Genomic DNA, 23,583 nt, shown 5'->3' on the forward strand with positions numbered 1-23,583 from the left:
AGGGACCGCGAAACGGCCCCTTGTTCTGTTTGTCAGGTTTGTGTGTCGCTCAGGCGGCCCTGCGGCGACGCGTCAGAGCCAAACCACCAAGCGCGGTCAGAAGCAGCAGACCACCGGCGGGCAGCGGAACTGCAGCCACGTCAAAGTCAAAGCTGATCGGACCACCATTTGTCGTTGCTTGCGAATTGGCCCAGCTGAACACAAGATTCTGGCTCAGGGAGTTCGGGCTTACGCTGCTGAACAATGTGCTGAGCGTGGTCTGTATGCCGCCCAGAATCGCCGTACTCGCCAGAACGTTGCTGGGGTTTGCTGCGTCGACCCAGCTCATGGTCAGACCTGTGAACGCACCCAGTACCCGAATGGTAACCGACGCATTCGCTGACCCAATGAGCGGATCAATCGGCGATGTAAAGTTGACCGAATACGAGCCAGGTCCACCGAGTGTGGAAACAGATCCGATAAAGGCCGTATCAGATTTAATGTCATAGCTGCCGCCTGCCGTCACCGAGGTCAGCGCACTGGCCGATCCGGCCATCATCACAGCAGCAACAATCCCTGCCGCCATCATTTTCAAACTTTTAAACATACAAAGTCCCACCTTTGATTTTTATAACACAACCCGCTCGAAATCCCGGCAGGGCACCTACTGCAATTATTAATAATTCATTTCTATTTGATTGCGAAGGATTTTCCTCGGAATTGTGGCTTTTTTTTGTTGCAAGGGCCCATTGCTCAGCACAATGGATACTTGAGTTACAGTTTGTTTCCCTATCGTGAACCAGAATCACCCGAATAAGGCGAATCTGCGTCTGGAGAACATGCCGACTTTCCGGCGATTCCAAGCGTTTTCACATTGCACCAAGCATAATCCGAACCGGTTCAGGCAATGCAGAACCATGCCCGATCACTCTGTCATGAAATGCAGCCGGCACGTCTTTTCACATGACGGGCGCTCCCGTTCCACACAAGGCAAGAAACAATACAAACCATTTCAGCGCACTGTCTACTTTCTGCCCGGCACAAGGGCCCTGCGGATCGCAACAGAAGGGAAAAAGGCCACAAACCCGGGTTCCGCCATATTTATTCTTCGACGGTCCGAAAGTTTCGTGTAGCTTTGGATTGTTATTGTACCAAGTTCAGGCACGCATTTTCAATCGGAAGCCATTGTTTAGCCGTTTGTCCATTGTGCCTGCCTATTTAGCGAGGAGACATTGCGCATGGGCGTTGGCCAGAACATAGCCGCTGAGAATGCGAACTGGACCTTTGGGGGCAGTGTTCCCGATACGTTTGTAGACCACATCAAATTGTCTGTTCCTCTTTATGAAATGGGTCACTGCCTGATCTGTCAGGTTTCCGATTTCTTCGTCCGCAATGACAGTCTCTGCTATGAAATCGGCACATCGACCGGAGAGTTGATCCGCAAGCTGGCAGAACACAATGCGGGAAAGCCTGACGCACGCTGGATCGGCATCGATGTCGAACCTGAAATGGTGAAGGTCGCCGAAGCGCATTGCGCGGATGTCCCGAACATTTCCATTCTTCATGACGATGCCCGTCATATGGAGATGGAAAAGGCGGACATGATCGTCAGCTATTATACAATGCAGTTCATCCCGCCCCGGTACCGGCAGGAACTGTTCACCAAGATCTACAACACCCTGAACTGGGGCGGTGCGTTTGTCATGTTCGAAAAGGTCCGGGGGCCGGATGCGCGATTCCAGGATCTTGTGACCCAACTCTACAACGAATTCAAAATCGGCAATGGATTCTCAAGCGAGGAAATCGTCGAAAAGGCGCGCAGCCTGAAAAGCGTGCTGGAGCCGTTTTCCACCCAGGGCAATCTGGATCTGCTGGGCCGGGCCGGTTTCAAGGATGTGATGAGTATTCAGAAGTATATTTGTTTTGAAGGTTTTCTTGCTATCAAATGATTGCTTAGCACGATTTCGGACGGCGGCCAGGAACGCTGATGAACACGTCTGTTTCAAATTTCAATGACCCGCGCCCGGACATCGGGCCCAGTTCAGGCGTGGCTGCATCCCGCGCGACCGGATCAAATGCTGCGGAAATGACATGAGCGTATCGGCACCTTCGGACAAACTGGCCTTTCAGACCCGGTCGGCCCTGCTGGCCACGCTGGCGGTTCTTGCCTGTCTGTCCGTGTTTCTGATCAACGGCGGTCCGCTCTATTATTTCGACACAGGCAGTTATATCCGGCAGGGCAGCGTGGCCCTCAACAGCCTTCTGCCGCCGGTGAACGAGACCAGCACGACGGGCGGCACTTACACCGCAGATGACGATGGGACTGCAACCGGCTCCCGCTCGCTGATTTATGGCCTCATCATAGCTACGTTTTTTCGCGCCGACGCCCTTTACGCTGTTCCGGTCATCCATCTGGCTGCCACGCTTTTTGCGGTCTGGATGCTGGCGCGGACGGCTGGCCGTTCTCTGGACGGTGCGCAGAACACAATGCTGATGACCGCAATCCCGCTTCTGGCGGCGGCCAGCACCTCTTTGCCGTTTTACATCGCCTATATGATGCCGGACATATTTGCACCAATTCTCCTGATCGCGATTGCGGCACTCACCGCCTTTGGGCAGACAATGCGCCTCTGGGAACTTTTTCTGATCTCGGGGCTGGCTCTGTTCTGCATTGTGCTGCATCCGTCGCATCTGGCGATCACAGGGCTGATGATCCCTTTTGTCGCCCTGGCGGCTCTGGGTCGCAGGATGCCGGGGCGCTGGCGCGCAACGGTCCTGATGGTGATGCTCCTGACGCTTGCGGCGGCCGAACGCAAGGCCTTCCAGATTACCGTTGAAGCCCAGATGAACAAGGAAGTTGTCTATACCCCGCATATCACTGCGCGGCTCATCGTTGACGGGCCGGGGATGGACTATCTGAAGGATGTCTGCCCGGATGCAAGTATACCAACCTGCGCGCTGTATGAGGCGCTTTCATGGTCGGATGACCCTTACAGACTGACCGCATCCCATATCATTTTCGAGCGCTCCTCTCAGTTGGGGTCGTTCCGTCTGCTGTCGCCGGAGGAGCAAAAACAAGTGGCGCTGGCACAGGGGGACTTTGCCAAAGCAGTCTTCCTGTCCAGGCCGATTGCGACGTCTTTCGCATTGGCCAAAAACGGCTATCATCAGATTATGCGCTACAGCATCACCATGACAATCCCGACGGATGTGGAATTGACCAACGCGCGCACGCTGGCTCGCCTCGACGAGGCGCAGTACGATTTGATTCAGAAAGGGAATCTGGCCTGGGACAGGGGCTGGATAGAAACGGCCGATATCGTGCACGGCGTGATCTATGCCGTCTCTTTTGCCTTTATCGTGTTTGTTCTGCTGCGGCCGGGTCGTGTGTCGCGTGACATGAAGCTGTTTGCGCTGTTCATCCTGATCGGAATAGCGGTCAACGCTCTGGTCTGCGGAGGAGTATCTCAACCCGCGGATCGTTACGGCGCGCGCGTGATGTGGTTGTTGCCCTTTACAGCGGCCTTTCTTTTCCTTGTTCAGCGCTCAGGCGCTTCGCGTATCATTGCCGGAGATCCTTCGTGAGTTCAGATCAATCCCTTTCCATCAGCGTGGTCATGCCGGCCTACAATGCCGAACATCTGCTGCCGCGCGTTTTGCCCCCATTGATTGAAATGCTGAATACCGGACAGGTGCAGCAGGTTCTGGTGGTGGATGACCAGTCCCCGGACGGCACTGCGGCGCTGGCACGGAAAATGGGCGCAACCGTTCTGGCCACGCCCGTCAATGGCGGTCCCGGAGCGGCCCGCAACCTGGCCGCCCAGCAGGCCACGGGCGATATCCTGTGGTTCGTGGATTCCGATGTCATCGCCTGGCCCGATGGCCCGGAACATATTCGCCGGGCGATGTCCGAAGACAATGTCGGTGCCGTGTTCGGATCCTATGATGATGCCCCGGACGGGCAGGCCTGGTTTTCACGCTACAAGAACCTTCTGCATCGCTATCACCATCAACGGGCCCGCCGCGAGGCGCGCACCTTCTGGGCCGGGTGCGGCGCCATCCGGCGCGACGTGTTTCTGGAGGTCGGTGGGTTCGACGTAAAAACCTATGAGGTCCCCTCGATCGAAGATATCGAACTGGGCTACCGGATAGCGGCCACCGGTCGCCGTATCCTGGTCGAGCCGCTTTTGCAGGGCAAACACCTGAAGGTCTGGACCATCCGCAACAGCCTGAGCACGGATATCTTCTGCCGCGCCTTGCCCTGGGCCCGGCTGATGATCTCGCGCGAGGGGCTGACCGATGACCTGAACACCTCGATGGCCGAGCGGGCACGGGCCGCAATTGCCGGGCTGTTGCTGCTGTCGCTTCTGGCCCTGCCGTTCTGGCCGGGAAGCTGGCCTTTGCCTTTTGTGTTACTGGCTGCGGCCTTTGTCGCCAATCTGGATCTGGTGCGTGCCATGTCCGGGCATGGCGGGCCGTGGTTTGCGTTCAAATGTCTGCTCTACCATCAGGTCTATTACGTCTATTCCGCCACCATATATGTCTGGTGCCTGTTCGAATATCACATGCTGGGACAAAAGCAGAAGCTGCGCGTCACACGAAACTGACAGATCGCGTGACATCGCTGATTGTTCGGGCCGGGATCAGAACTGCTTGGCGGGAAGCTGCTCGAACGGCAGTTTCTCGATCTGATCAAAACGCGGGTTGCTTTCGTGCACATAGAACGTGTCGTAGAGCGAATTGCGCACAAAGTGATACCCATTGGCAAACAGCAACTCATTAAGCTCGGGCGTCGGGCGTTCGATTGTCATCGCCAGAAAGCGGTACTTGTCGAATGGGAAATCACGAAGAATTCGTGTTTCCGATCCTTCGACATCCAGGCTGAAATAGTCGATGTCTTTTGGCGCCTTATAGCGATCGAACACCTCGTCCAGCGGCACGGCTTCAACCGTAACGACCTTACCTTTTTCCCGAAACTTGGTCAGCTTCGAGGCGCGGCGTTCGTTCATGTTGTCGGCCTCATCCACCAGCAAGCTGCTACGCTGGCCATCGATCATGAATTCCAGTTGGCCGGGCTCGGGATCGACTGCTAACGGAACCGGGGTTGCCGTGCGGTGATGCCAGTGGGTGATCCGGTGATAATTGACAGGGTTCGGTTCGATCAGCAGCCCGTTCCAGCCATAATGCTTTTCCAGAACAAACGTGTTGGAATCTGAAAACCCATCAGCCGCGCCCAGTTCAACAAAAAAGCCCTTGCGCTTGCCGTTATAGACTTCGTTTATCACCCACATATCCTGCCCCCGGTCCGAGACGCGTTTGGGCAGGTAGCCAAGATTGTTCATCGCGAAGCGGCGACTTAGATTTCGGGCACTGACGACGCCAATATACGCAAAATAGGCTGGCTTCTGGAGGAGCGGATATGCTTCGACCAGCTTGGTAAGATTCTGCTTCATAAAGTTCTCCACTTAACTGCCCACTGTCGTTTTTGCGGACAAATACATCGTTTCACAGTCACCGACTATCTCAGTCCCAAAACCTTTGCGATATCCCAGACCGGATGCGGTGTTTCGCGCACACCGCGTCCGAAAATGACGTCAAATGACACACGATAGACTGGGGCGATACTGACCGGCACCCGGGTGTTGTGCAGATCGCTTTCATAAATCGCACTGCCCCGTGTCACCAACACCCGACCGTCGATCGCATCGCCAATTATTCTTTCATCAGCACGTAATGGCGCATCCACTGCTCGAACGAAGTAGTCTGCCGCAGTGTCATTCGGTGTCATTATCCTGGCATACACGTAAACGGACAGCGCCCCGGCCATATAGCGCTTTTCCAACTCGGCCTGTGTCCAGATCGGCGGAAAGGCCTCGTCGATCAACGCCTCTACGGTACCTATTTCCTCCACATCGGGAAATGGCGCGACATCGGTCTCGAACGCGATGCGATGGCCCAGATGCCGGGTTATAGTAAAGGGGCGCAACGTTTCGGGCCAGCTGATCCAAGCGCTGATCGCCAGCCCGGCCAGTGCGCCGACAAGCGCCAGCGTAGGGGCCGCCTGAACCAGGCGCAGGCGCCAGAATACGATTAGCGGTATGATCGCTGCAGGCACGAAATGATGTGGCAGAATGCGGTAAGCCTGCACATAAAAGAACAAAACATACGCGATGACGGATAGTGTCAGCGCTCTGGACAACTTGTCCTGCCAAGGCCAGGCCAGCAAGGCCAGACCGGGCAGAATCCCGCAGGGCAATAACCAGAACAGGATCCGTCCGGTATCAAAGATCGTAATGAAACGCAGGCGGTTCAGGATGCTGCTGGTATTGAACTCCGTGGACAAGCCCATCAACCCCAGCCGGTCTAACAGAAGTTCGAACAGCGATGCCATAATCAGGATGGCCACGGCAATTCCCCCCCCGATTGTTACCTGTCTGAATGGTAAAGGGCGGGTTAGAAGGAAAAAGGATATCAGGAAAAAACCGATCAGAAGAAAACCATTCGGTGCAGTAAACAAGGCCAGCGTGGACACAATCGCCATCCAGCCAAACTTCTGCTCTTGGAAAAACAAGATATAACCCAGTACTCCGAGCAAGATCATCGGCTCGCGGACCATCGGCAGAGCAATGTCAGCGAAATACGGATTGTAAGATGGGTTGAATGCCATCACGAAAGAAAACAAAAGTAGAGCCATGCCCAACCCGAACACCGTCTGCATGTCGCCGCGTGTCTTGGTCGGGCGGACAAAGGCCAGCATAACCCCGAACAGGATCGAGATACCCGGCAGATAGGCAAGGCGAATAGAAACTTCATACGGCCCAAATATCCGCATAAACCCGGATTGCAGGAATGTCTCCGTCATCATTTTGGGGGTTGGGTACCCTCCGATTGCACCAGAGTCCGGAGGCCAGAATGGCAGGCCCCTGATCATAAACAGCATTGCGTTCAGAAAGCTGTGCGCGCCGTCGTCATTCAACACCTCCCAATAGAATTTCGGAGACATCAGCAACAGCACAGCCAGAGGTAGCAGGATCATACCGATAATATCCCAGCTTTTGCCCCGGAACATCTCTGTCTCAAAAGAACGGGCCTGAAACAGATAAAGGCCCGGCACGCAAAGCAGCAGGATCAGCAAGATGAAGGCTGCTTCAGTCATCTGCACGCCGCTGACAGCCTGAACCAGTGCCGCAATGGTGGGAATGCCGAACAGGGAAAGCGTAAACCCTTTGAGCAACCAATGCTCGAACCGATCACCAAGCGCACGGATACCCCATGCCAATATCAGCCCCGGAGCTAAAAATAACGCCGAAGCTGACAGGGTGACCAATGGAACCCAGATGTAAAGAAACAGTGCGTCATTCACTACGAAATAAGGGGACGCTCCATCTGCCAAGGCAGCCTTTGCGGACAATGTTGCCGCAATATCCTGTCCGGCCAGTAAGATACCGGCCAATACAATAAGAAACAAAGAAAGGCGAAATACCATCACGTCTTATATAAACTCGTTAAATATAGTAGGTGAAAATTAACAGATGACGGATATCCCGTTGTCCTGCTGAATACCGTTCCTTTAAACCACCAACTTGTTGATAACATGCAAGTCATGTTGCTTTGTCAGTTTTTTCTGAATGAGTGAATTACACCTGCAATGCGACATCAATACGGCAAATTAAGCAGCATTGGCGATCCAGTGAAAACAAAAGGAGCAGGTTCAATATCCGGCGTCAGAGTTGGCCTCAGCGATGAGAAAGAAAAATCCTAGTCTGTTTTCAATGCCGGATTGCACAGATGACATCCTGCACGGGAACAGGCCTTGAATTGTACGCCGTGCAAGATCGCACGGCACACCCAATCTGTGAATCAGAGCAGGCATGTACCGGATCACCAGCACTATCCTGGTCAGTGTCACCTCCGATTATCTGGCAGCGGAAAAACCGCTGATATGATCAATAACCCGGCTCAGAGCGCCGCTCTGTTACTAAGTTTGTCTGAAGACGTCTGGTTCTTTTTCTTGGGCTTGGCTTCAAACTCTTCGTGATACGAGCGCTCAACATTGACATCCCAGACGTCATGATCCTCGCCCAGAATATTGCGCGCGGCGTACATCGCCGACAGCATGGAATGATCCTGGTTGTTGTAGCGGTGCAGACCATTGCGACCCACGGTCTGGAAGTTTTCCAGCGTCTTCAGCCAGCCGCTGACCGTGTCCAGGGCGTCCTTGTATTCACTGTCATAGACCGGATAGGCCTTGGGCTGCCGGATAACCGCGTGATCGATGACATCGCTGGCCTTGGCCAGACCCAGCTTTTCAAGCTCTTCACTGGCGAGATGCCTGAGGTCCTCGTCACTTGACGACCACAACCCGTCACCTTTCTGGCAGAAATACTCCATCCCGATCGATGCGGTGTTCTGATCTGGCAGCATTTCCGCGGACCAGGCCCGGAAATTCTGGATGCGCCCCACCTTCACCTGCGGGCTGTGGATGTAGATCCAGTTGTCCGGGAACGGGTCCGCGTGATCCAGGATCAGGGTCACGATCAAGAAATCACGATACCGCAGACGGTCTGCCGCCTCGACGACCTCGGGTGGCGGCGGCGGATCAAAAGCATGGATCAGATCACGAACGGCCATTGAATTGACGAACTCCGTGCCTTCCACCCGTTCTGTGTGTTTTTCGCCATCTTCAGTCCAGTGGCGCACATCGATCGAGGTGACGCGATTGCCATCACGGTTCACCTGGATCACTTCGGAATGGGTCTCGACCGAACCGCCCTTTTCCTTGATCAGATCGCGGGTTTTTTCCCACATCATGCCGGGGCCCAGGCGGGGATACTGGAATTCCTCGATCAGGCTGGCGGTGTCATTGGCCCCGGAAATCGCGTTCCAGACCGCCTTGGGCAAAGACAGGTTCTTGATCCGCTGCGCGGCCCAGTCGGCGCGGATTTCGGACGGCGGAATACCCCAGACCTTTTTCGTGTAGCTGTGGAAGAAATGCATATAAAGCCGCCCACCAAAGCGGTTGATGACCCATTCTTCGAACGTGTCTTCCTGCGGCTTGGGCCGCAACTTCCATTTCACGAAGCTGCCGATGATCTTGTAGGTCTCGTAGGGGCCGATATTGCCAAGGGCGTTGAAGATACGCAGCGGGTAATCGTAGAATTTGTTGCGGTAGAAGATGCGGCTCAGGCGTTGCACGGTGATGAAATCATCCCCCATCACCTCGTGCCACATATCCTCGACTTCGCGCACCTTGGTGAAAAACCGATGCCCGCCAATGTCGAAGCGATACCCTTTGTGCGTTTCGGTTCGCGAGATGCCACCAACCATGTCCGAGGCTTCGAACACCCGGGGAACATGTGTGTCGCTCAGTTTCTGAAGTTCATAGGCTGCTGTCAGCCCTGCTGGACCACCACCAATGACGACAACGGGAACAATATCTTTTTTCAAATGACTAACACCCATACCAAAACACTGACCTAAAGCTACAAGAGGTTATCCGAGATTCACAACAAAATCCTGTCAGCCCCCGAAACGGGGCTCCTGCGCTTTGCAGTTCCACCCCTTCCGTACAGAAAAATCAACCATCCGGTTTGACGAACCGCACTCGCGTCCTTCTCTGCAAATCGATGGCAGACCCAAACCGGGTCGCCTGTACCGAAAGCCGGCTTGGGTTTTGCGAAACCGACGGTCTTCCACACCGCCCGAAACAGCACGCGTTTTCCACAATGCCCTGAAACATAACGATGATTGCTGACTGGCACAGCCAGCCGAAACTTCCCGCTCGGAAGCGAAACATAGATTGGATCCATACACCTCTTGCCCGGCGCCTGACCTGAACCATGACCGCTTTTTTCAGGCTGCGTCTGTGATGTCCTTCACTGTATCGACGGACCGAAAGTGCGCATCAACAATGCTGTGACTTTTCTCGCATTGTGTATGGTTGAGCGTCAGAGCAACAGGGAATTCAGCGCCTCACGACTCGTGGCCTTGTGAATCTTGACAGGGTGGCAGCACTGCCGTCCTAATGCGTGCAAATGTTTGCAAAAGACCAGATACCCAGATCCGGGTTAAGACGAGTGTATTGGTAGCCAGTCTCGTTGTTAACGAGGGAGCGATTTTATGAAGTGTGTTATTCTGGCCGGCGGCTTGGGAACCCGGCTCAGCGAAGAAACCGTCAAGATTCCAAAGCCCATGGTCGAGATCGGCGGCAAACCGATCATCTGGCATATCATGAAAATCTACGCGGCTCATGGCGTCACTGATTTCATCGTCTGCCTGGGGTACAAAGGCTATGTCATTAAGGAATTCTTCGCGAATTTCTTTTTGCACAACTCGGACGTCACGATCGACCTGGCCAATGGCGGTCTTGAAATTGCAAACAGCAAGTCAGAACCGTGGCGCGTGACACTGATCGATACCGGAGACGGCAGCCAGACTGGCGGGCGACTTAAGCGGGTCATGCACCTTCTCAAAGAGGAAGAAGCGTTCTGCCTGACCTATGGCGACGGTGTTGGTGATATAGACATTCGTGCCGGGATCGATTTTCATCGGGCGCATGGCAAGCTTGCAACCGTCACAGCAGTTCCTCCGCCCCGCCGCTTCGGCCAACTCGAACTCCAAAGCAACCAGGTTCTGAATTTCTCCGAGAAACCCGTCGGAGATGGTGGGCTGATCAATGGCGGGTTTTTCGTGCTGTCCCCGAAAGTGGGCGATTACATTGACGGCGACAATACCGCTTGGGAACGCAGCCCCCTAATGAATCTGACACGCGATGGCGAGCTGATGGCCTTTGAACATAAAGGCTTCTGGCAGCCCATGGACACCATTCGCGAACGTCAGGAACTGGAAGAGCACTGGGCCACAGGCAACGCACCGTGGAAAATCTGGGAATGAGTGCGAGCGCGTTTTCTGGATGCAGGGTGCTTGTTACCGGGCATACCGGCTTCAAAGGCGCCTGGCTGGCTGCCTGGCTGGCCGAGGCAGGTGCGAAAGTCACCGGGTATGCCCTCGCCCCCGAGACGAAACCCAATCTCTGGACGTTGCTGGATCAAAGCAAAATACGGTCGGTCATCGGTGACCTGAATGATCGCGCGGCCCTGGACCGGATCATCTCGGAAACCGACCCTGAATTCGTCTTTCATCTGGCTGCGCAATCGCTGGTCCGCCGCTCCTATCGCACGCCGGTTGAGACCTTCGCTACCAATGTTCTGGGCACGGTTCAGCTTTTGGACGCATTGCGGGCCGCGCCCAACCTGCGCGCGGTGGTGGTCGCCACCTCGGACAAGGCCTATGAGAATGTCGAACAGGTCTGGGGCTATCGCGAAACCGATCCGATGGGCGGGCATGACCCTTATTCCGCATCCAAGGGCGCGACCGAGATTGCCGTCGCGGCGATGCGGCGCAGCTATTATTCGCCGGGTGCTGCCGATCCGCACCCGGCCCGGGTTGCCAGCGCACGCGCAGGCAACGTCATTGGCGGCGGCGATTGGGCCGAAGACCGTTTGGTTCCCGATATCGTCCGCGGCTGCCTGAGCGATGAAGGGCGTGTCGTATTGCGCCACCCCGGCGCAATCCGCCCCTGGCAGCATGTTCTGGAGCCTCTCAGGGGGTACATGGTGTTGGCCCAGAAGCTCGAACAAAACAATGCCTTCGCGACGGGCTGGAATTTTGGCCCCGAACGTGACGATGAGCGTCCGGTTCTGGATGTGGCCCAGGCGATCATCAAGGCGCTTGGACAGGGCCGGATCGATATCGATACCCCGGCAGACACCCCGCATGAGGCCACAATGCTCCGGCTGGATGTATCGCAGGCGCGTGCACTGCTTGGCTGGCGCCCGGTCCTGAGCTTTGACGATACCGTCAGGCTGACGGCAAGCTGGTATGCGGGCTGGGCCCGTGGCACCCCGGCAACCGAGCTGTGCCACGCCCAGATTGCCGAATTCGAAACACTGAGTATGAGACAGGTATGACCGGCACGACCCATCCCACCTGCCGCCATTGCGGCGCGGACCTTGAGATGACGCTTGTCGATCTCGGACTGTCCCCTCTGGCCAATTCCTATGTCGACCCCGCGAAAGTGGACAAACCGGACCCGGTCTATCCGTTGCACGCCCGCGTGTGCACCGAATGCTGGTTGGTTCAGGTGGATGATGTCGTACCGGCGGAAGAGATTTTTTCGACCGATTACGCCTATTTCTCCAGCTTCTCGGACAGCTGGCTGGCCCATTGCCGGGATTACGTGGAAAAAATGGTCAATCGGTTCGATCTCGGGCCGGATGATCTGGTGATCGAGATCGCCTCGAATGACGGGTATCTGCTGCAGTATTTCGTTGAAAAAGGCATCCCGGTTCTGGGGATCGAGCCATCAGGCAATGTGGCGGCGGCGGCACAGGAAAGGGGTGTGCGCACGCTGGTCGATTATTTCGGCGAGGCGCTGGCCCGCAAGGTGGCCGCGACCGAGAAACCTCCGGCGCTGATCGCATCGGCCAATGTGCTGGCGCATGTGCCTGACATCAACGATTTCGTCGCCGGGATCGCCACGCTTCTGACCGGCGACGCGGTCTATACGGTCGAATTCCCGCATCTTCTGAACCTGATTAGAGAAGTGCAATTCGACACGATCTATCACGAACATTACTCCTATCTGTCGCTGCTGGCGGTGGAAAAGATTTTTGCCAAGGCGGGCCTGCGGGTCTTCGACGTCGAGGAACTGCCCACCCATGGCGGTTCGCTGCGGGTGTTCGCCTGCCTTGAGGGTGCCAGCCACCGCGAAGGGCCCGGTCTGGCCAAGGTCCGTGCGGATGAGGCTGCGGCGCAGTTCGACCGGCCTGAGGGCTATATGAATTTCACCATTCAGGTCGAAGCGCTGCGCGACGGATTGCTCGCCTTTCTGCGCGAAGCAAATGCCAGGGGGGATACAATTGCCGCCTATGGCGCCGCCGCCAAGGGCAACACGCTGCTGAACTATGCCGGGATCGGCCCCGACCTGATTTCCTACTGCGTTGATCGCAACCCGGCCAAACAGAACACGCTGCTGCCCGGCAGCCATATCCCCGTGCACGGGGTCGAAGCGCTGCGCGAGACGCCGCCGGATTACGTGCTGATCCTGCCCTGGAACATCCGGGACGAGGTCACGGATCAGCTGTCCGACCTGAAGGCGCATGGCACCCGCTTCGTGACCGCCGTGCCAGAGATCAGGATCAGCTGATGGCACGGGTTCTGCTGACGGGCGCAACCGGATTGATAGGGCGCGCGACAGCCACGGCTCTGACAGAGGCGGGCCACGAGGTGGTGACGCTGGGCCGCAACCCGGCAAGCGACATCACCTGCGATCTGCTGGACCCCGGTGCCACCACGACAGCCCTCGACGCCGCCCGCGCCAGCCATCTGGTGCATCTGGCCTGGCATGACGGCGCGCGCGACCGCTGGACCTCTGGGGCCAATCTGGATTGGATGGCCGCAACGCTGCATCTGGTGCGGGAATTCGCGCATACAGGCGGCCAGCGCGCGATCTGCGCCGGAAGCTGTGCCGAATATGACTGGTCGGTACCGGAGTTGGTCGAAACCAGCCCCCTGCGCCCCCGCACCCTTTATGGGGCGACCAAGGCCGGGGCCGGTCTGGCACTGTGCGCGGGCCAGCAGACGCTTGGCCTGTCCCTGGCATGGGCCCGCATCTTTTTTGTCTACGGGCCGGATGAACCGCCAGGACGGCTGTTCGGCGATCTGATGTCAAACCTCGGGGCGGGACGGCCGGTTGATTGCACCGATGGACGGCAGGAGCGGGATTTCCTGCATGTCGATGATCTTGCCCGCGCCTTGTTGCGCGTGCTGGAAAGCGATCTGACCGGCCCGGTCAATGTCGCCAGCGGTACGGCGACCCCGGTTCGAGACCTGATTGCAGAAGTGGCAAACCAGATGCACCGGCCCGATCTGATCCGCCTGGGCACCATCGCCCGCGCAGCGGACGATCCGCCCCGGCTGGCGGCGGACGTGACCCGGCTGCGGGACGAGACGGGATTCGCCCCGCATCATGACATCTGCTCAGGGGTGGCTTCCATTTTGCGAGTTGGAGAAGTAGCGTGAAAAGACTGCTCGTTCCCCGCAAAAAATCGTTCATGCGTTTCGCTCTGGTCGGAGTGTTAAACACAGGATTCGGTTATGTGCTTTTTACGGTTCTCAACTTGTCCGGTCTTCCGCCACAGATCGCGCTGGTGATTTCGTTTTCCGGTGGAGTTTTGTGGAATTTCATGACTCATGCCCGGCTTGTCTTTGACACTAGAGGGCTGGGACGACTGCCGTATTACATCTTGTCTTATCTGTTGGTTTACGCATTCAACGCCCTGTCATTGGGGGGACTGTTGTCTATTGGCTTGCAACCAATCGCCGCCCAAGGACTGATTGTTCTCCCTGCTGCCATCCTGGCTTTCATCCTGATTTCCCGGGTGTTGACGGACCGCTTTCCATGGCAACAGAAAGCATAAACGCTACGCCGTAAAGTCCGTTGTCGAATGTGTTTGGAGTTCGTCCTTCAATGTCGAGGCCTGGCGGAATTCGGGATATCAGGGCGTGCTTCAGGATTGCCCATTCAATTCACTCCGTGAATTCCAGACCTGGGTCGATCAAAAGGTGAAATCCACCCTGCTGTCGCAAATCGAAACCATTGGCGAGCATGCCTCGGAACTCGGCCGATTTGCCCGGGCGATGTTCACCATTGATTTCCGGCGGAACTTCGGTCGACGGAAAATCTGCAGGCGACCGAATAGGCCCTAAGCTTATTTGCTATCCTTTAGATAGATCACCTCACGCCCGGGGAAGGCCGCGATGATGTCTGCGTTCTGCTCGGGGCCCATATCGCGCAGGAAAATCGGTTTACCCTCGGGCAGGAACGGGTCGTTGAGATAGAGTGCAGACCCGATATCGCCCTGTGTCGAAACAAAGACCAGAGCGTTTCCAAGCCCGGCGGCCTGCCGTCTTACGTCACCGGTATAGCCACCATACCCATTGTATTTCGACACCCCCCGCCATGGGGTGAAGCTGACAACAGACACCGCACACAGCAATAGGATGACGCACTGCAGACGGCCACGATGCCGTTCGGGCAACCGGTCCCGGACGGTCTCGATCCCGGCCGCCGCCAAAGCCAGCGCCGGCAACAAAGCCGTATGCCAGTAGCGCGGCCCAAGATAGAACGTGCCCGTAAACCAGTAAAAAAACAGGGCCCCCACAAGGATCGCGAACACCACCAGCATGGCCCGGTCGAACCCGGTCAGCTTTCTGCCCCATATGAACGCAATCCAGACCGGAACCAGGGACCCGAATGTCCAGCCCAGAAGTTCGTAATTGAGCGCGGCAAAACCATTGATCAGATTCAGCAGACCCTCGGCCGGGCTATGCCCGACCCAGATGTCGAGCGCGCCCCAGCTCTCGGCCGGTGGCCCTACATTGGGACCAAACCCATAGGCATTCTGCGTGTCGGGCCATAACCGGCTCAGATAATCCGCTTGCGGGGTCAGCAGCGCGTCTCCGGTGATCATCAGGTTGAGCAGCAAAAAGACCCCACCCGACAGAACACCGCCCAAGGCGCAGGCGATCACCTGTCCGATCCCCCCCGGCAGGCGCCGCAGCAACCACAGGCCGGTCAAAACGCTTATGATCAACCCATCAAGCTGTCGGGTGACAAAGGCCCAGCCCAAAGCCAGACCTGCAACAAGCGCAAGCAAGACATCCCTGCGCGTTGATCCCTCTCCGGCTCTGAGCAGACACCACCATCCCAGCAGCACCATCACCAATGTCGTGGAATGTGCCATCAGCGTGCCCCCGACGGCGAGCGCCCAGGGTGACGTGGCCATCAGCAACGCCACCAGATCGGCCCGTTCGCGACTGACGGCACGGCACACGATGCCATGCGCCAGCCAGACAGAGATTCCGGTCAGCACGGGGTTGACCAGCCACGGCACCCCGGCCAGCACGCCAAGGCTCAGAACGATGGCCCAACCCTGTGCCGGCACGCCGATCCACTGATCGCCGCGAATGTCGAACAGATAATATTCCAATGCGGGCTGCGCCGCTGCGGGTGGGGCCGGGCTTCCGAGGACACCCGCAGCAAAGGTGCGCGCCTGAAACAGATAGGCCACCTCATCCTCGACATGAGGCACGCGGTCGAACGCCGCCCAGGCCAGAGCCGCGCTGGCCAGCGTAGCAAAGACGGCCAGGGCCGGAACCGGAATGCGAGGTGCCCGGTCAGGCCCGGCAACTGTGAAAACGGCGACCAGCGTCGCCATCTGCACAAGGTTCAGCGCACCGCCGATCCCGATCTGCAAACCGAAAGCCAGATAGTACCCGTAAGCCACGTAGGGCGTCGCGGAAACGCAAAAGGCCGCAGCCAGCCCCAGCAAAAGGATCAGCCGCCACCGTCCTGCTTCTGCCATCAGGCCCGTTATGGCCGCCCTTCCCTGCGGCCGCACAAGCACAAAGCCCGTCAACACCGTCTGCCCCGCCAGTATCGCCAGCATGATCAGGTTTTCAGGAGGGTTTGCGGAAATCTCGAGCCGTGGAAACCAAAGGGGCTGGGTCAACCACAACCGGGCCGCACTGCCCAAAAGCAGCGCCGCGCCAAGCAAGCCAAAAAGAAGCTGGCCGCGCTGCCGGAAAACACCCACCACAAGCAACGCAGCAATCACCACGGCCACATACCAAAGGCGCAGTTCCACCAATGTGGCATTGCTGCCCGGCAGGTCCGCAGCCCAGGCCGAGCTGCCGCATAAGGCCATCGCCCCGGCAAAGAGCCACATCACCCGACCTGAACGCATATTCATGCCATATGCTCGTCTTTGACAATCGCCGGGTCCCGTGCGGGACCTTCGATATTGATGCGTTCCTGTTCAGTGACGATCGGACCGCCCCGCACCTGATTGTGGATCGAGGTTATGTATTCCCCCAACATGCCGATAAACAGCATCTGGATGCCTGACAGGAAGAACAGGGAAACGATAATGGTTGTTGTCCCGCGTGGCACCTGATCGGGGTTAATGAAAAACAGCACTGCGGAAATAAGAGAAAACAGAATACAGGCAGCGGCAATCACCAGCCCGCTGATCGTGCAGAAGCGCATGGGCGCGCGCGTAAAGGAAAAGATTGCGTTAAGTGCCTGATCAGTCAATGCCATCAGGCTGTGCTTGGTCAACCCGCTTCTCCGCGCTTGCCAGACATAAGGCTTGATGATCCGGCGAAAACCGCAACTTGCGATGATACCGCGGATATAGGGGTAATGATCCTTGTGTGCCAGAACCGCCTTCAACACTTTGCGGTCGATCAGTTGAAACTCTCCGACAGACGGCTCCAACCACACATCGGACAACCCATTGACAATTCGATAAAAGATGCCGCGCATATTGCGCATAACAAACCCTTCTTCACGGATGCTGCGAGCCCCTGCGACCACGTCATATCCGCTTTCCCACAATTCGACGAATTCAGGGATCAACTCGGGCGGATCCTGCAGGTCAACAGGTAACATGACGACGATCCCGTCTCCGGTCGCATAGCGCAGCCCGTTGAAGGTTGACCGGAACACCCCGAAATTGCGGGCATTGACCACTACCTTCACGTCCTGATCCTGCGCGGCGATCTCGCGCAGGATTTCCACCGTCCGGTCAGAAGAGGCATTGTCGATAAAAATATGCTCGCGCCTGTAGCCCGGCAGTTCCTTGTCGAAAATCGCCTTTACGGTCTCATAGCAATGCGCCACATTATCTTCTTCATTGAAGCATGGCGATACAATGGAAATTGTTTTCATATCTTCATTTAACATCAGTTGGCACCGCTTACCCCACCAATACCCGGGTATAATCATACCATCCCGCGAAGATCGGGATTCGCCAACACTTAACCCGCAGAAATGGTATGGAATAATGCGCGCATATCACCACAGAGGTGTGGAAAAATCATTTTTCCGTGGCAACAATACCCTGCGGCTATTGTTTCCGTTAAACCGACGTCCGTTAATATTTCACGTGATTGTAAGTAGGCAAGACGCAGATGAATCGTAAACTACGAAATTTACTTTTCAAACTTCACACCTGGCTGGGGCTTCATCTATCACTCTTTTTCGCGTTCATGTTCCTTACGGGCACTTTGCTTGTTGCCGGCTTCGAACTTGAATCAATCGGCCGCCCGGACATCTGGACCACGATAGACAAGGAAGAGCGCACCGCCAGCTTCGGCATGATCTATGACGGCATCAAAGAGGCCCACCCCGAGAGTGGCATTTTTCTGATGATCAAACGCCCAACCCCTTGGTTTGTGGATCGCACATTCGGCCGCACGGGCTGGGGAGAGAATGTCAGTTTCTGGACAGACCCGGTAACCGGTGCCGTCATCGAAGAAACGCGCCCCAATGGATTTCGCGATATCCTACGGGACTTGCATGATACCTTTCTGACCGAAAAGCGGGTCGTGTTCATGCTGGTCAGCGCCACATCCGTGATCCTGCTGTTTCAGATCGTCAGCGGCCTCATTACTTATAGGCGGTTCTGGAAAGGGTTTTTTCGCTGGCCCAGCCGCGCTACCGGATTGCGAACGTGGGCAGGCAGCACACACCGGCTGACAGCTCTATGGTCAGTGCCACTCCTGATTTTGACCGCCGTGACCAGTTTCTATTTCCTATTGGGCAGCCTGGGGTTTGAAGGCACCCAGCCACAGCCCAAACCACCCGTCCCGCGTGAAACCGTCCTGCCAGCCAATTTCGGTTCAGACCTTATCGATCAGGCCGAGGCCAGCGCCCGCGACGCGCTGCCCGGGTTCGAGCCGTTCATCATGTTCCTGCCTGATAAACCCACTGGCTCTTTCGGTTTCACAGGACATGTCGCAGGACAATCGGGATTTTTCGGACCAGGTAATGTATCAATCGATCCGGTGACACTCGAAGTTCTGGGGGCTTACACGGCAAATGAGGTGAGCGGGCTCGCCTACTGGAAGCCTCTTATGGACATGCTGCATTTTGGCACATGGGGTGAGGCATATTCGATGGCGCTGTGGATCGTCCTCGGGCTGATTACGACCTGCCTCGCCGTCACCGGCGCTTTGATTTTTGCAGGCCGACTTGCCCCCGAAGCGGCGCATCTCGGTCCGATCAGGCGGATCTGGCGAGGCATGGGATGGACCCGGTGGGCGTATTTGCTGCTCATGATGGGTATTATAGCGGTTGCTGTTCTCCGCTTCGGCCCCGGATCCCATTCTAAAACCAGCGCGTTTGCAATTGATGCGCCGCCCTCGGCGGTCTGGATGCTCATGCACGCACCACTCAGACGTAACACCCCCCTGGATATCGAATTGCGGATCAACGAGCCCGATGTCGAAACCGTATCCATCGAGTTCAATGGGAAAGAGGTACAGTCGCTTGAGTTCATGCAAACAGGCGAGACTGCCATAGCATCTTTTCAGCTACTGCCCTCGGACATGGAAAACACCATCGTTGCCCATCTGCAAAAACCGGATACAGACACAAGAACCGCCACCTTCCGCCTGGGACGACCCCTGTGGTAAGCGAAGCCCCGCCGCCTTTAATCAACCGGGATACTCAGCCCGCCGGGTTGTGTATCCTGCAAACCTGTTCCTTCTTCTCCTTCGGTGGGGGCATTCAACGCCATATCAATGACCTCAGCACCTCGCTGATGGCACAAGGGCACAAGGTAATCAAAGCCGGAACCCCCGGAAAAGCCACTGCCCCCGAGGATGGCAGTCTGTTTTTGCCCTTGCGGTTCGACCGTGTCAGCGATCACGCTGCCAACGGCCAGCTTGGCCTTGTAACGCGGCTTTACTGGCTGGTACGCTCGGCCCTGACCCTGCGGCGGGCGCTCAAGGCACATAAGGTCGATGTCATCCATGCCCATGAAACTGCCCCGCTTCTGACAGCCCGTCTGGCCAGTCTGGGGATGGGGATCCCCATTGTGATGACCTATCACGGCTCGTCGCCCGACCGTCTCAATGCGGTGGCCCGCGCTTGCCGGCAGCAAGCCGATCTGGCGATCTGCCCCAGCGAAACCGTCATGCAATCCCTGCTGGAACGCCAGGTCGACCCCGGCAAGGCGCGGGTGATGCTTTTGGGGGTACGTCCCAACCCGCCCGCCGATCCGGCCGCCGCAGAGGCCCTGCGGCGTGAACTGTTGGGCGAAGATGGCACACATCTGGTTCTGTCCTTGTCCCGTCTGGATCACCAGAAAGGCCTCGACGCGATGATCGAAGTGGCCCGGCGTGTGCGGCGGGACCTGCCCGGTCTGCGGATCGTCGTCGGGGGCGAAGGCGTGCTGCGCGGCCAGGTCGAGGCCTGGGCCGAACAGGCCGACGTTTCCGACATCATCCGTTTCCCCGGGGTGATCTCGGATGTCGCCACCTATCTTGCGGCCTCGGATCTTTATCTGCTGACCTCCCGGTGGGAGGCCCTGCCGATTTCAATTGTCGAGGCGTTCCGCGCCGGGCTGCCGGTGATCGCCACCGATTGCGGCGGTGTGCGTGAATTGGTGGATGGTGATGTCGGGCGCCTGTGTGCGGTCGATGATCTTGACGCCCTGTCTCAGGCGCTGCGCGATCTTTGCACCGACCGCGCCGAATATGACCGGCTAAGCGCCAATGCCACGGCCCGCGGTGCAGAAGACAGGTTTTCGCCAGCCCATGTGCATAGCGGGTTTGAAAAGCTGTATCGGCAACTGGCCGGGCGGGGATAACCCCCGGTCAGTCCGCCGCGCCGTTCTCAAAAGCACCAGCTTCCAAGGCATGGGCCAGATCGGCCCGCCCTGCGCGATGCGCTGCCTGCGCAAAAGCCGCGCCGAACCGGCCCAATACCTGATCTTCGCGCCAGAGCGTCTCAAACCCGTGCCGCGCCGCTGCCGCCATCTGATCCCGCGCGGTGCCTCCGTCCTGAAAACGGCGCATGGCTGCGATCAGATCATCCTCGGTTTCGAACAGTTCCCCGCCCCCTGCCCGTTCCACGATCTCGGGGAACGGACCCAGCCGCCGGGCGATCACCGGCGTGCCCAGCCGGAAGCTTTCGATCAGGATGATGCCGAAGGTTTCATAACAGACCGAGGGCACGATCAGCCCCAATGCACCACGATAGTAGGCGTTCAACTCGTCAGGCGTCTTGCGGCCCAGGAATTTGATCCGGTCATTGCCTGCGGCCTGTGCCTTCAGCTCATCCGCATAATCGCCATCACCCAGGATCAGCAGATCGGCATCCGGGTAACGATCAAAGGCGGGGAAGACATCCTGCAACCCCTTGATCTTTTCCAACCGCCCGACAAACAGGAAATAGGGGCGTTCCTGCGCCGCCGGTTCCGGCAGGGCGCTCTGATCCAGGTCGGGCAGGAAATAGGGCAGCACCTGCATGTCCTGCCGCAGGCCGAATTCACGATGTTTGGCGCGGCTGAATTCGCTTTTGGCGATGATCAGGTCCATGTGATCCAGCGCCCGGTCCAGCGCACCGGTATAGCGCCAGAGCTGCGGCGGACGCTTGTGCTGCAACACGCAGCGCAGGCACTGGCGGTCATCGCACAGCTCGCGCCCATGTCGCCACAGCACATGGGTCGGGCAGACCAGCCAGTGCTCATGCGCTTCATAGACTTTCAACCCCTCGCCCATCGGCAACAGGCCCGGCCCGCCGATCAGGGATGTGTTGTTGTGCCAGATGATATCCGGCTTCCGCTCGGCCAGTATCTCGCGAATGCGGGCGGCGTGCACAACCGGGCGGCCCAATTGCTGGGTCAGCAGGTTCGACATCACGCCGTTGCGGCTGCGCAGGCCGATCCGCCGCACGCCGTCGGGGTCGCCCTCGGGCTGGGGCTTGCCGCCCAGGATCAGATAGCTGTCTTCGTCATGCACCACCGTCACGTCATGCCCGCGCGCCACAAGCGCCCGCGCCATGCGCTGAATGCCGATGGCGTCACCGCCAAAGGAATAGGGGGGATAAAATGTGGTGAACATCAAAATGCGTAACGATTTCATCTATCTCTCAATTCCTTGAGTGTCAGCCGCAGGCAGGTGCCCGTCTTGCGGCCCAAGCATCGAAACCAGCAGGCGCAGCCTGTCCCGCTGGAGCAGAAAAGCCAGCAAACCATAGGCCAGAACACCCGTCACCGTGCCGACAAGTAAAAGCAAAGCCGGAGACAGGCCGTCCAGTTGCCACACGACCCCCTGCACTGCCGCCGCCATCCCCCCTGACAGCAGGAGCGGCGCAAGATGCTGCCGTATCAAAGCCGGGCCGGACAGCCCCGCAATATGCCCCAGATTGGCAAATTTGAGCGGCCAGACCAGCAGAAAGACAGCCACAAAACCGGCTGTGACGACCGGCAATCCATACGGGGCCAGCACCACAATCACCCCCGCCGCCAGCGCCACCTCGACCCAGGACAGGATCGCCAGACGACCGGGCTGACCGGCCGCCAGACAAAAGGTCTGCTGCACCTTTTCGGCGCACAGATACATGCCAAACACCGACATCAGGCTCAGGACCGGAGCCGCCGGAGCCCATTTCTGACCGAACAGCAGCACCAGCGCCGGTTCCGACAGAACCGCCAGCCCGGCAAAGGCCGGAAAGGCCAGAAACCCGGTCAGGCGCATGACGTCGATCAGCAAATCCGTCGCCGGACCACCATCGCGCGCCGCCGCACCAAAAGCAGGCTGCGCCACGGTGCGCAGCGGTGTGATAACCAGGAACGAGGCGGTCTCGATCACGCGCCAGGCGATTGCGTAATACCCGGCCGGAACCGGCCCCAGCATCGCGCCGATGATCACCGCAGGCGATTGCACCGCAGCCAGTTCCGCCGCGCGCAGGCCCAGGATCCGATGACTGAAATGCAAGACCCTGCGCATATGATCCCGCGACGCATGGAATGCCGGGCGCCAGGAGACCGCCCCCCAGGCCATCACGATATTGGTGGCCGTCATCGCCAGCCGCTGACCGACCAGGCTCCAGACGCCGTATCCCGCCAGCGCCATGCCAATGCCCACGCCCCCTCCGACCGCCGCGCCGAGCGCTGCACGGATGGCCAGAACACGGAACCGCATTTCCCGGCGCAGGATCGCCACCGGCACCGCCGTCAGGGAAATCATCAGCACCGTTGGGGACAATCCGATCAACAATTCACGCGCAACCGGCTCATTGTAGAAATACGAGACCGGCCCCGCGCCCAGATACAGCACAACCGTCAACACGCCCCCCAGCAGCGCCAACAGCCAGAAAACCGAGTTCAACCGCTCTGGTGACAGCGCCTCATGGGTCAGCAGAATGTCGGAAATCGTTTCGCGCACCAGAAATTCGGAAAACAGCACAAAGGCTGCAACCATCGCCAGAAGACCAAAGGCCTCGACCCCTAAAATACGGGCAAGAATGGCAAAAATGATAAAATTGAACGCCTGCTCGACCCAGATACCGGCCGACATCCAGGCAACTCCGCTGCTGAAACTCTGCCGCCCTGACATCCGTTTCCTTCCTGCCGCCCAAACCCCGCCAAGTGCCGATGGACACATGGCTCAAACACTCACACCTGTTGCGCACCGTATACGTAATTACAAACTTGACGCCTTAACGGTCGAATTTGGTCAAATTTATTG

General features: G+C 57.7%; 18 protein-coding genes. 10 read left to right on the plus strand and 8 right to left on the minus strand.

Annotated features, from left to right (window positions below; all coding sequences use genetic code 11):
• Positions 1-49: 49 nt before the first annotated feature.
• Entirely contained in the window at positions 50-586 is a 537-nt protein-coding gene (locus NOR97_RS20600) for a VPLPA-CTERM sorting domain-containing protein (protein WP_257601448.1), read from the minus strand.
• A 631-nt stretch (positions 587-1,217) separates the two neighbouring features.
• Between NOR97_RS20600 and NOR97_RS20605 the strand changes: the two genes are divergently transcribed.
• The 3 genes from NOR97_RS20605 (at position 1,218) to NOR97_RS20615 (ending at position 4,586) form a co-directional block, all read left to right on the plus strand.
• Positions 1,218-1,928, plus strand: a complete 711-nt coding sequence (locus tag NOR97_RS20605; RefSeq protein ID WP_257601449.1) for a methyltransferase domain-containing protein — start codon at positions 1,218-1,220, stop codon at positions 1,926-1,928.
• Between the two features lie 142 nt (positions 1,929-2,070).
• Positions 2,071-3,564 (plus strand): hypothetical protein, encoded by a 1,494-nt coding sequence (locus NOR97_RS20610; RefSeq protein ID WP_257601450.1) that lies wholly within the window; start codon positions 2,071-2,073, stop codon positions 3,562-3,564.
• The gene (locus NOR97_RS20615) at positions 3,561-4,586 is read left to right on the plus strand and encodes a glycosyltransferase (RefSeq protein WP_257601452.1); all 1,026 of its coding nucleotides are present in this window, start codon (positions 3,561-3,563) and stop codon (positions 4,584-4,586) included. Before NOR97_RS20610 ends, NOR97_RS20615 begins: the two co-directional genes overlap by 4 nt.
• A 36-nt stretch (positions 4,587-4,622) precedes the next feature.
• Here NOR97_RS20615 and NOR97_RS20620 read toward each other — a convergent pair whose 3' ends face one another.
• The 3 genes from NOR97_RS20620 to NOR97_RS20630 form a co-directional block, all read right to left on the minus strand.
• Complete coding sequence (locus NOR97_RS20620) at positions 4,623-5,432, minus strand: FkbM family methyltransferase (RefSeq protein ID WP_257601453.1); 810 nt, start codon at positions 5,430-5,432, stop codon at positions 4,623-4,625.
• Positions 5,433-5,497: 65 nt separating this feature from the next.
• Positions 5,498-7,465 carry a hypothetical protein gene (locus tag NOR97_RS20625; RefSeq protein ID WP_257601454.1) on the minus strand — a complete coding sequence of 656 codons (1,968 nt, stop codon included), beginning with the start codon at positions 7,463-7,465 and terminating at the stop codon, positions 5,498-5,500.
• 473 nt (positions 7,466-7,938) lie between these two features.
• Positions 7,939-9,426, minus strand: a complete 1,488-nt coding sequence (locus NOR97_RS20630) for an NAD(P)/FAD-dependent oxidoreductase (RefSeq protein WP_257601455.1) — start codon at positions 9,424-9,426, stop codon at positions 7,939-7,941.
• Between the two features lie 672 nt (positions 9,427-10,098).
• On the opposite strand from NOR97_RS20630, the gene rfbF reads away from it, so the two are divergent.
• The 5 genes from rfbF to NOR97_RS20655 are packed head-to-tail and all read left to right on the plus strand — an operon-like array spanning position 10,099 to position 14,459.
• Positions 10,099-10,872, plus strand: coding sequence for a glucose-1-phosphate cytidylyltransferase (gene rfbF / locus NOR97_RS20635; RefSeq protein WP_257601456.1), 774 nt, complete (start codon positions 10,099-10,101; stop codon positions 10,870-10,872).
• Positions 10,869-11,948 (plus strand): CDP-glucose 4,6-dehydratase, encoded by a 1,080-nt coding sequence (gene rfbG / locus NOR97_RS20640; protein WP_257601457.1) that lies wholly within the window; start codon positions 10,869-10,871, stop codon positions 11,946-11,948. The genes rfbF and rfbG overlap by 4 nt, the downstream gene beginning before the upstream one ends.
• Complete coding sequence (locus tag NOR97_RS20645) at positions 11,945-13,186, plus strand: methyltransferase domain-containing protein (protein ID WP_257601458.1); 1,242 nt, start codon at positions 11,945-11,947, stop codon at positions 13,184-13,186. Before rfbG ends, NOR97_RS20645 begins: the two co-directional genes overlap by 4 nt.
• On the plus strand, positions 13,186-14,061 hold the full coding sequence (locus NOR97_RS20650; protein WP_257601459.1) for an NAD(P)-dependent oxidoreductase: 876 nt from the start codon (positions 13,186-13,188) through the stop codon (positions 14,059-14,061). The genes NOR97_RS20645 and NOR97_RS20650 overlap by 1 nt, the downstream gene beginning before the upstream one ends.
• A complete protein-coding gene (locus tag NOR97_RS20655) occupies positions 14,058-14,459 on the plus strand; it encodes a GtrA family protein (protein ID WP_257601460.1) in 402 nt (133 codons plus the stop codon). The genes NOR97_RS20650 and NOR97_RS20655 overlap by 4 nt, the downstream gene beginning before the upstream one ends.
• Before the next feature lie 291 nt (positions 14,460-14,750).
• On the opposite strand, the gene NOR97_RS20660 is transcribed toward NOR97_RS20655, so the two are convergent.
• Entirely contained in the window at positions 14,751-16,793 is a 2,043-nt protein-coding gene (locus tag NOR97_RS20660; protein ID WP_257601461.1) for a hypothetical protein, read from the minus strand.
• Positions 16,790-17,830, minus strand: coding sequence for a glycosyltransferase family 2 protein (locus NOR97_RS20665; protein WP_306981033.1), 1,041 nt, complete (start codon positions 17,828-17,830; stop codon positions 16,790-16,792). The genes NOR97_RS20660 and NOR97_RS20665 overlap by 4 nt, the downstream gene beginning before the upstream one ends.
• A gap of 185 nt (positions 17,831-18,015) precedes the next feature.
• On the opposite strand from NOR97_RS20665, the gene NOR97_RS20670 reads away from it, so the two are divergent.
• Both NOR97_RS20670 and NOR97_RS20675 read left to right on the plus strand, forming a co-directional pair.
• Entirely contained in the window at positions 18,016-19,521 is a 1,506-nt protein-coding gene (locus tag NOR97_RS20670; RefSeq protein ID WP_257601463.1) for a PepSY domain-containing protein, read from the plus strand.
• The gene (locus NOR97_RS20675; RefSeq protein ID WP_257601464.1) at positions 19,515-20,699 is read left to right on the plus strand and encodes a glycosyltransferase family 4 protein; all 1,185 of its coding nucleotides are present in this window, start codon (positions 19,515-19,517) and stop codon (positions 20,697-20,699) included. The genes NOR97_RS20670 and NOR97_RS20675 overlap by 7 nt, the downstream gene beginning before the upstream one ends.
• Before the next feature lie 7 nt (positions 20,700-20,706).
• Here NOR97_RS20675 and NOR97_RS20680 read toward each other — a convergent pair whose 3' ends face one another.
• Together NOR97_RS20680 and NOR97_RS20685 are read right to left on the minus strand one after the other, a co-directional pair.
• Complete coding sequence (locus tag NOR97_RS20680) at positions 20,707-21,975, minus strand: glycosyltransferase (RefSeq protein ID WP_170347043.1); 1,269 nt, start codon at positions 21,973-21,975, stop codon at positions 20,707-20,709.
• The gene (locus NOR97_RS20685) at positions 21,976-23,412 is read right to left on the minus strand and encodes an oligosaccharide flippase family protein (RefSeq protein ID WP_257601465.1); all 1,437 of its coding nucleotides are present in this window, start codon (positions 23,410-23,412) and stop codon (positions 21,976-21,978) included.
• Positions 23,413-23,583 lie beyond the last annotated feature (171 nt).

It is taken from the genome of Ruegeria sp. YS9, assembly GCF_024628725.1.
GTDB lineage: Bacteria > Pseudomonadota > Alphaproteobacteria > Rhodobacterales > Rhodobacteraceae > Ruegeria > Ruegeria atlantica_C.

What these genes read in the sequence shown, in the direction of transcription:
- NOR97_RS20665 (WP_306981033.1), bottom strand. Translation starts at nt 17,830, where the DNA reads ATGATTATACCCGGGTATTGGTGGGGTAAGCGGTGCCAACTGATGTTA.
- rfbG (WP_257601457.1), top strand. Translation starts at nt 10,869, where the DNA reads ATGAGTGCGAGCGCGTTTTCTGGATGCAGGGTGCTTGTTACCGGGCAT.
- NOR97_RS20620 (WP_257601453.1), bottom strand. Translation starts at nt 5,432, where the DNA reads ATGAAGCAGAATCTTACCAAGCTGGTCGAAGCATATCCGCTCCTCCAG.
- NOR97_RS20650 (WP_257601459.1), top strand. Translation starts at nt 13,186, where the DNA reads ATGGCACGGGTTCTGCTGACGGGCGCAACCGGATTGATAGGGCGCGCG.
- NOR97_RS20660 (WP_257601461.1), bottom strand. Translation starts at nt 16,793, where the DNA reads ATGAATATGCGTTCAGGTCGGGTGATGTGGCTCTTTGCCGGGGCGATG.
- NOR97_RS20605 (WP_257601449.1), top strand. Translation starts at nt 1,218, where the DNA reads ATGGGCGTTGGCCAGAACATAGCCGCTGAGAATGCGAACTGGACCTTT.
- NOR97_RS20625 (WP_257601454.1), bottom strand. Translation starts at nt 7,465, where the DNA reads ATGGTATTTCGCCTTTCTTTGTTTCTTATTGTATTGGCCGGTATCTTA.
- rfbF (WP_257601456.1), top strand. Translation starts at nt 10,099, where the DNA reads ATGAAGTGTGTTATTCTGGCCGGCGGCTTGGGAACCCGGCTCAGCGAA.
- NOR97_RS20645 (WP_257601458.1), top strand. Translation starts at nt 11,945, where the DNA reads ATGACCGGCACGACCCATCCCACCTGCCGCCATTGCGGCGCGGACCTT.
- NOR97_RS20680 (WP_170347043.1), bottom strand. Translation starts at nt 21,975, where the DNA reads ATGAAATCGTTACGCATTTTGATGTTCACCACATTTTATCCCCCCTAT.
- NOR97_RS20600 (WP_257601448.1), bottom strand. Translation starts at nt 586, where the DNA reads ATGTTTAAAAGTTTGAAAATGATGGCGGCAGGGATTGTTGCTGCTGTG.
- NOR97_RS20685 (WP_257601465.1), bottom strand. Translation starts at nt 23,412, where the DNA reads ATGTCGGCCGGTATCTGGGTCGAGCAGGCGTTCAATTTTATCATTTTT.
- NOR97_RS20610 (WP_257601450.1), top strand. Translation starts at nt 2,071, where the DNA reads ATGAGCGTATCGGCACCTTCGGACAAACTGGCCTTTCAGACCCGGTCG.
- NOR97_RS20670 (WP_257601463.1), top strand. Translation starts at nt 18,016, where the DNA reads ATGAATCGTAAACTACGAAATTTACTTTTCAAACTTCACACCTGGCTG.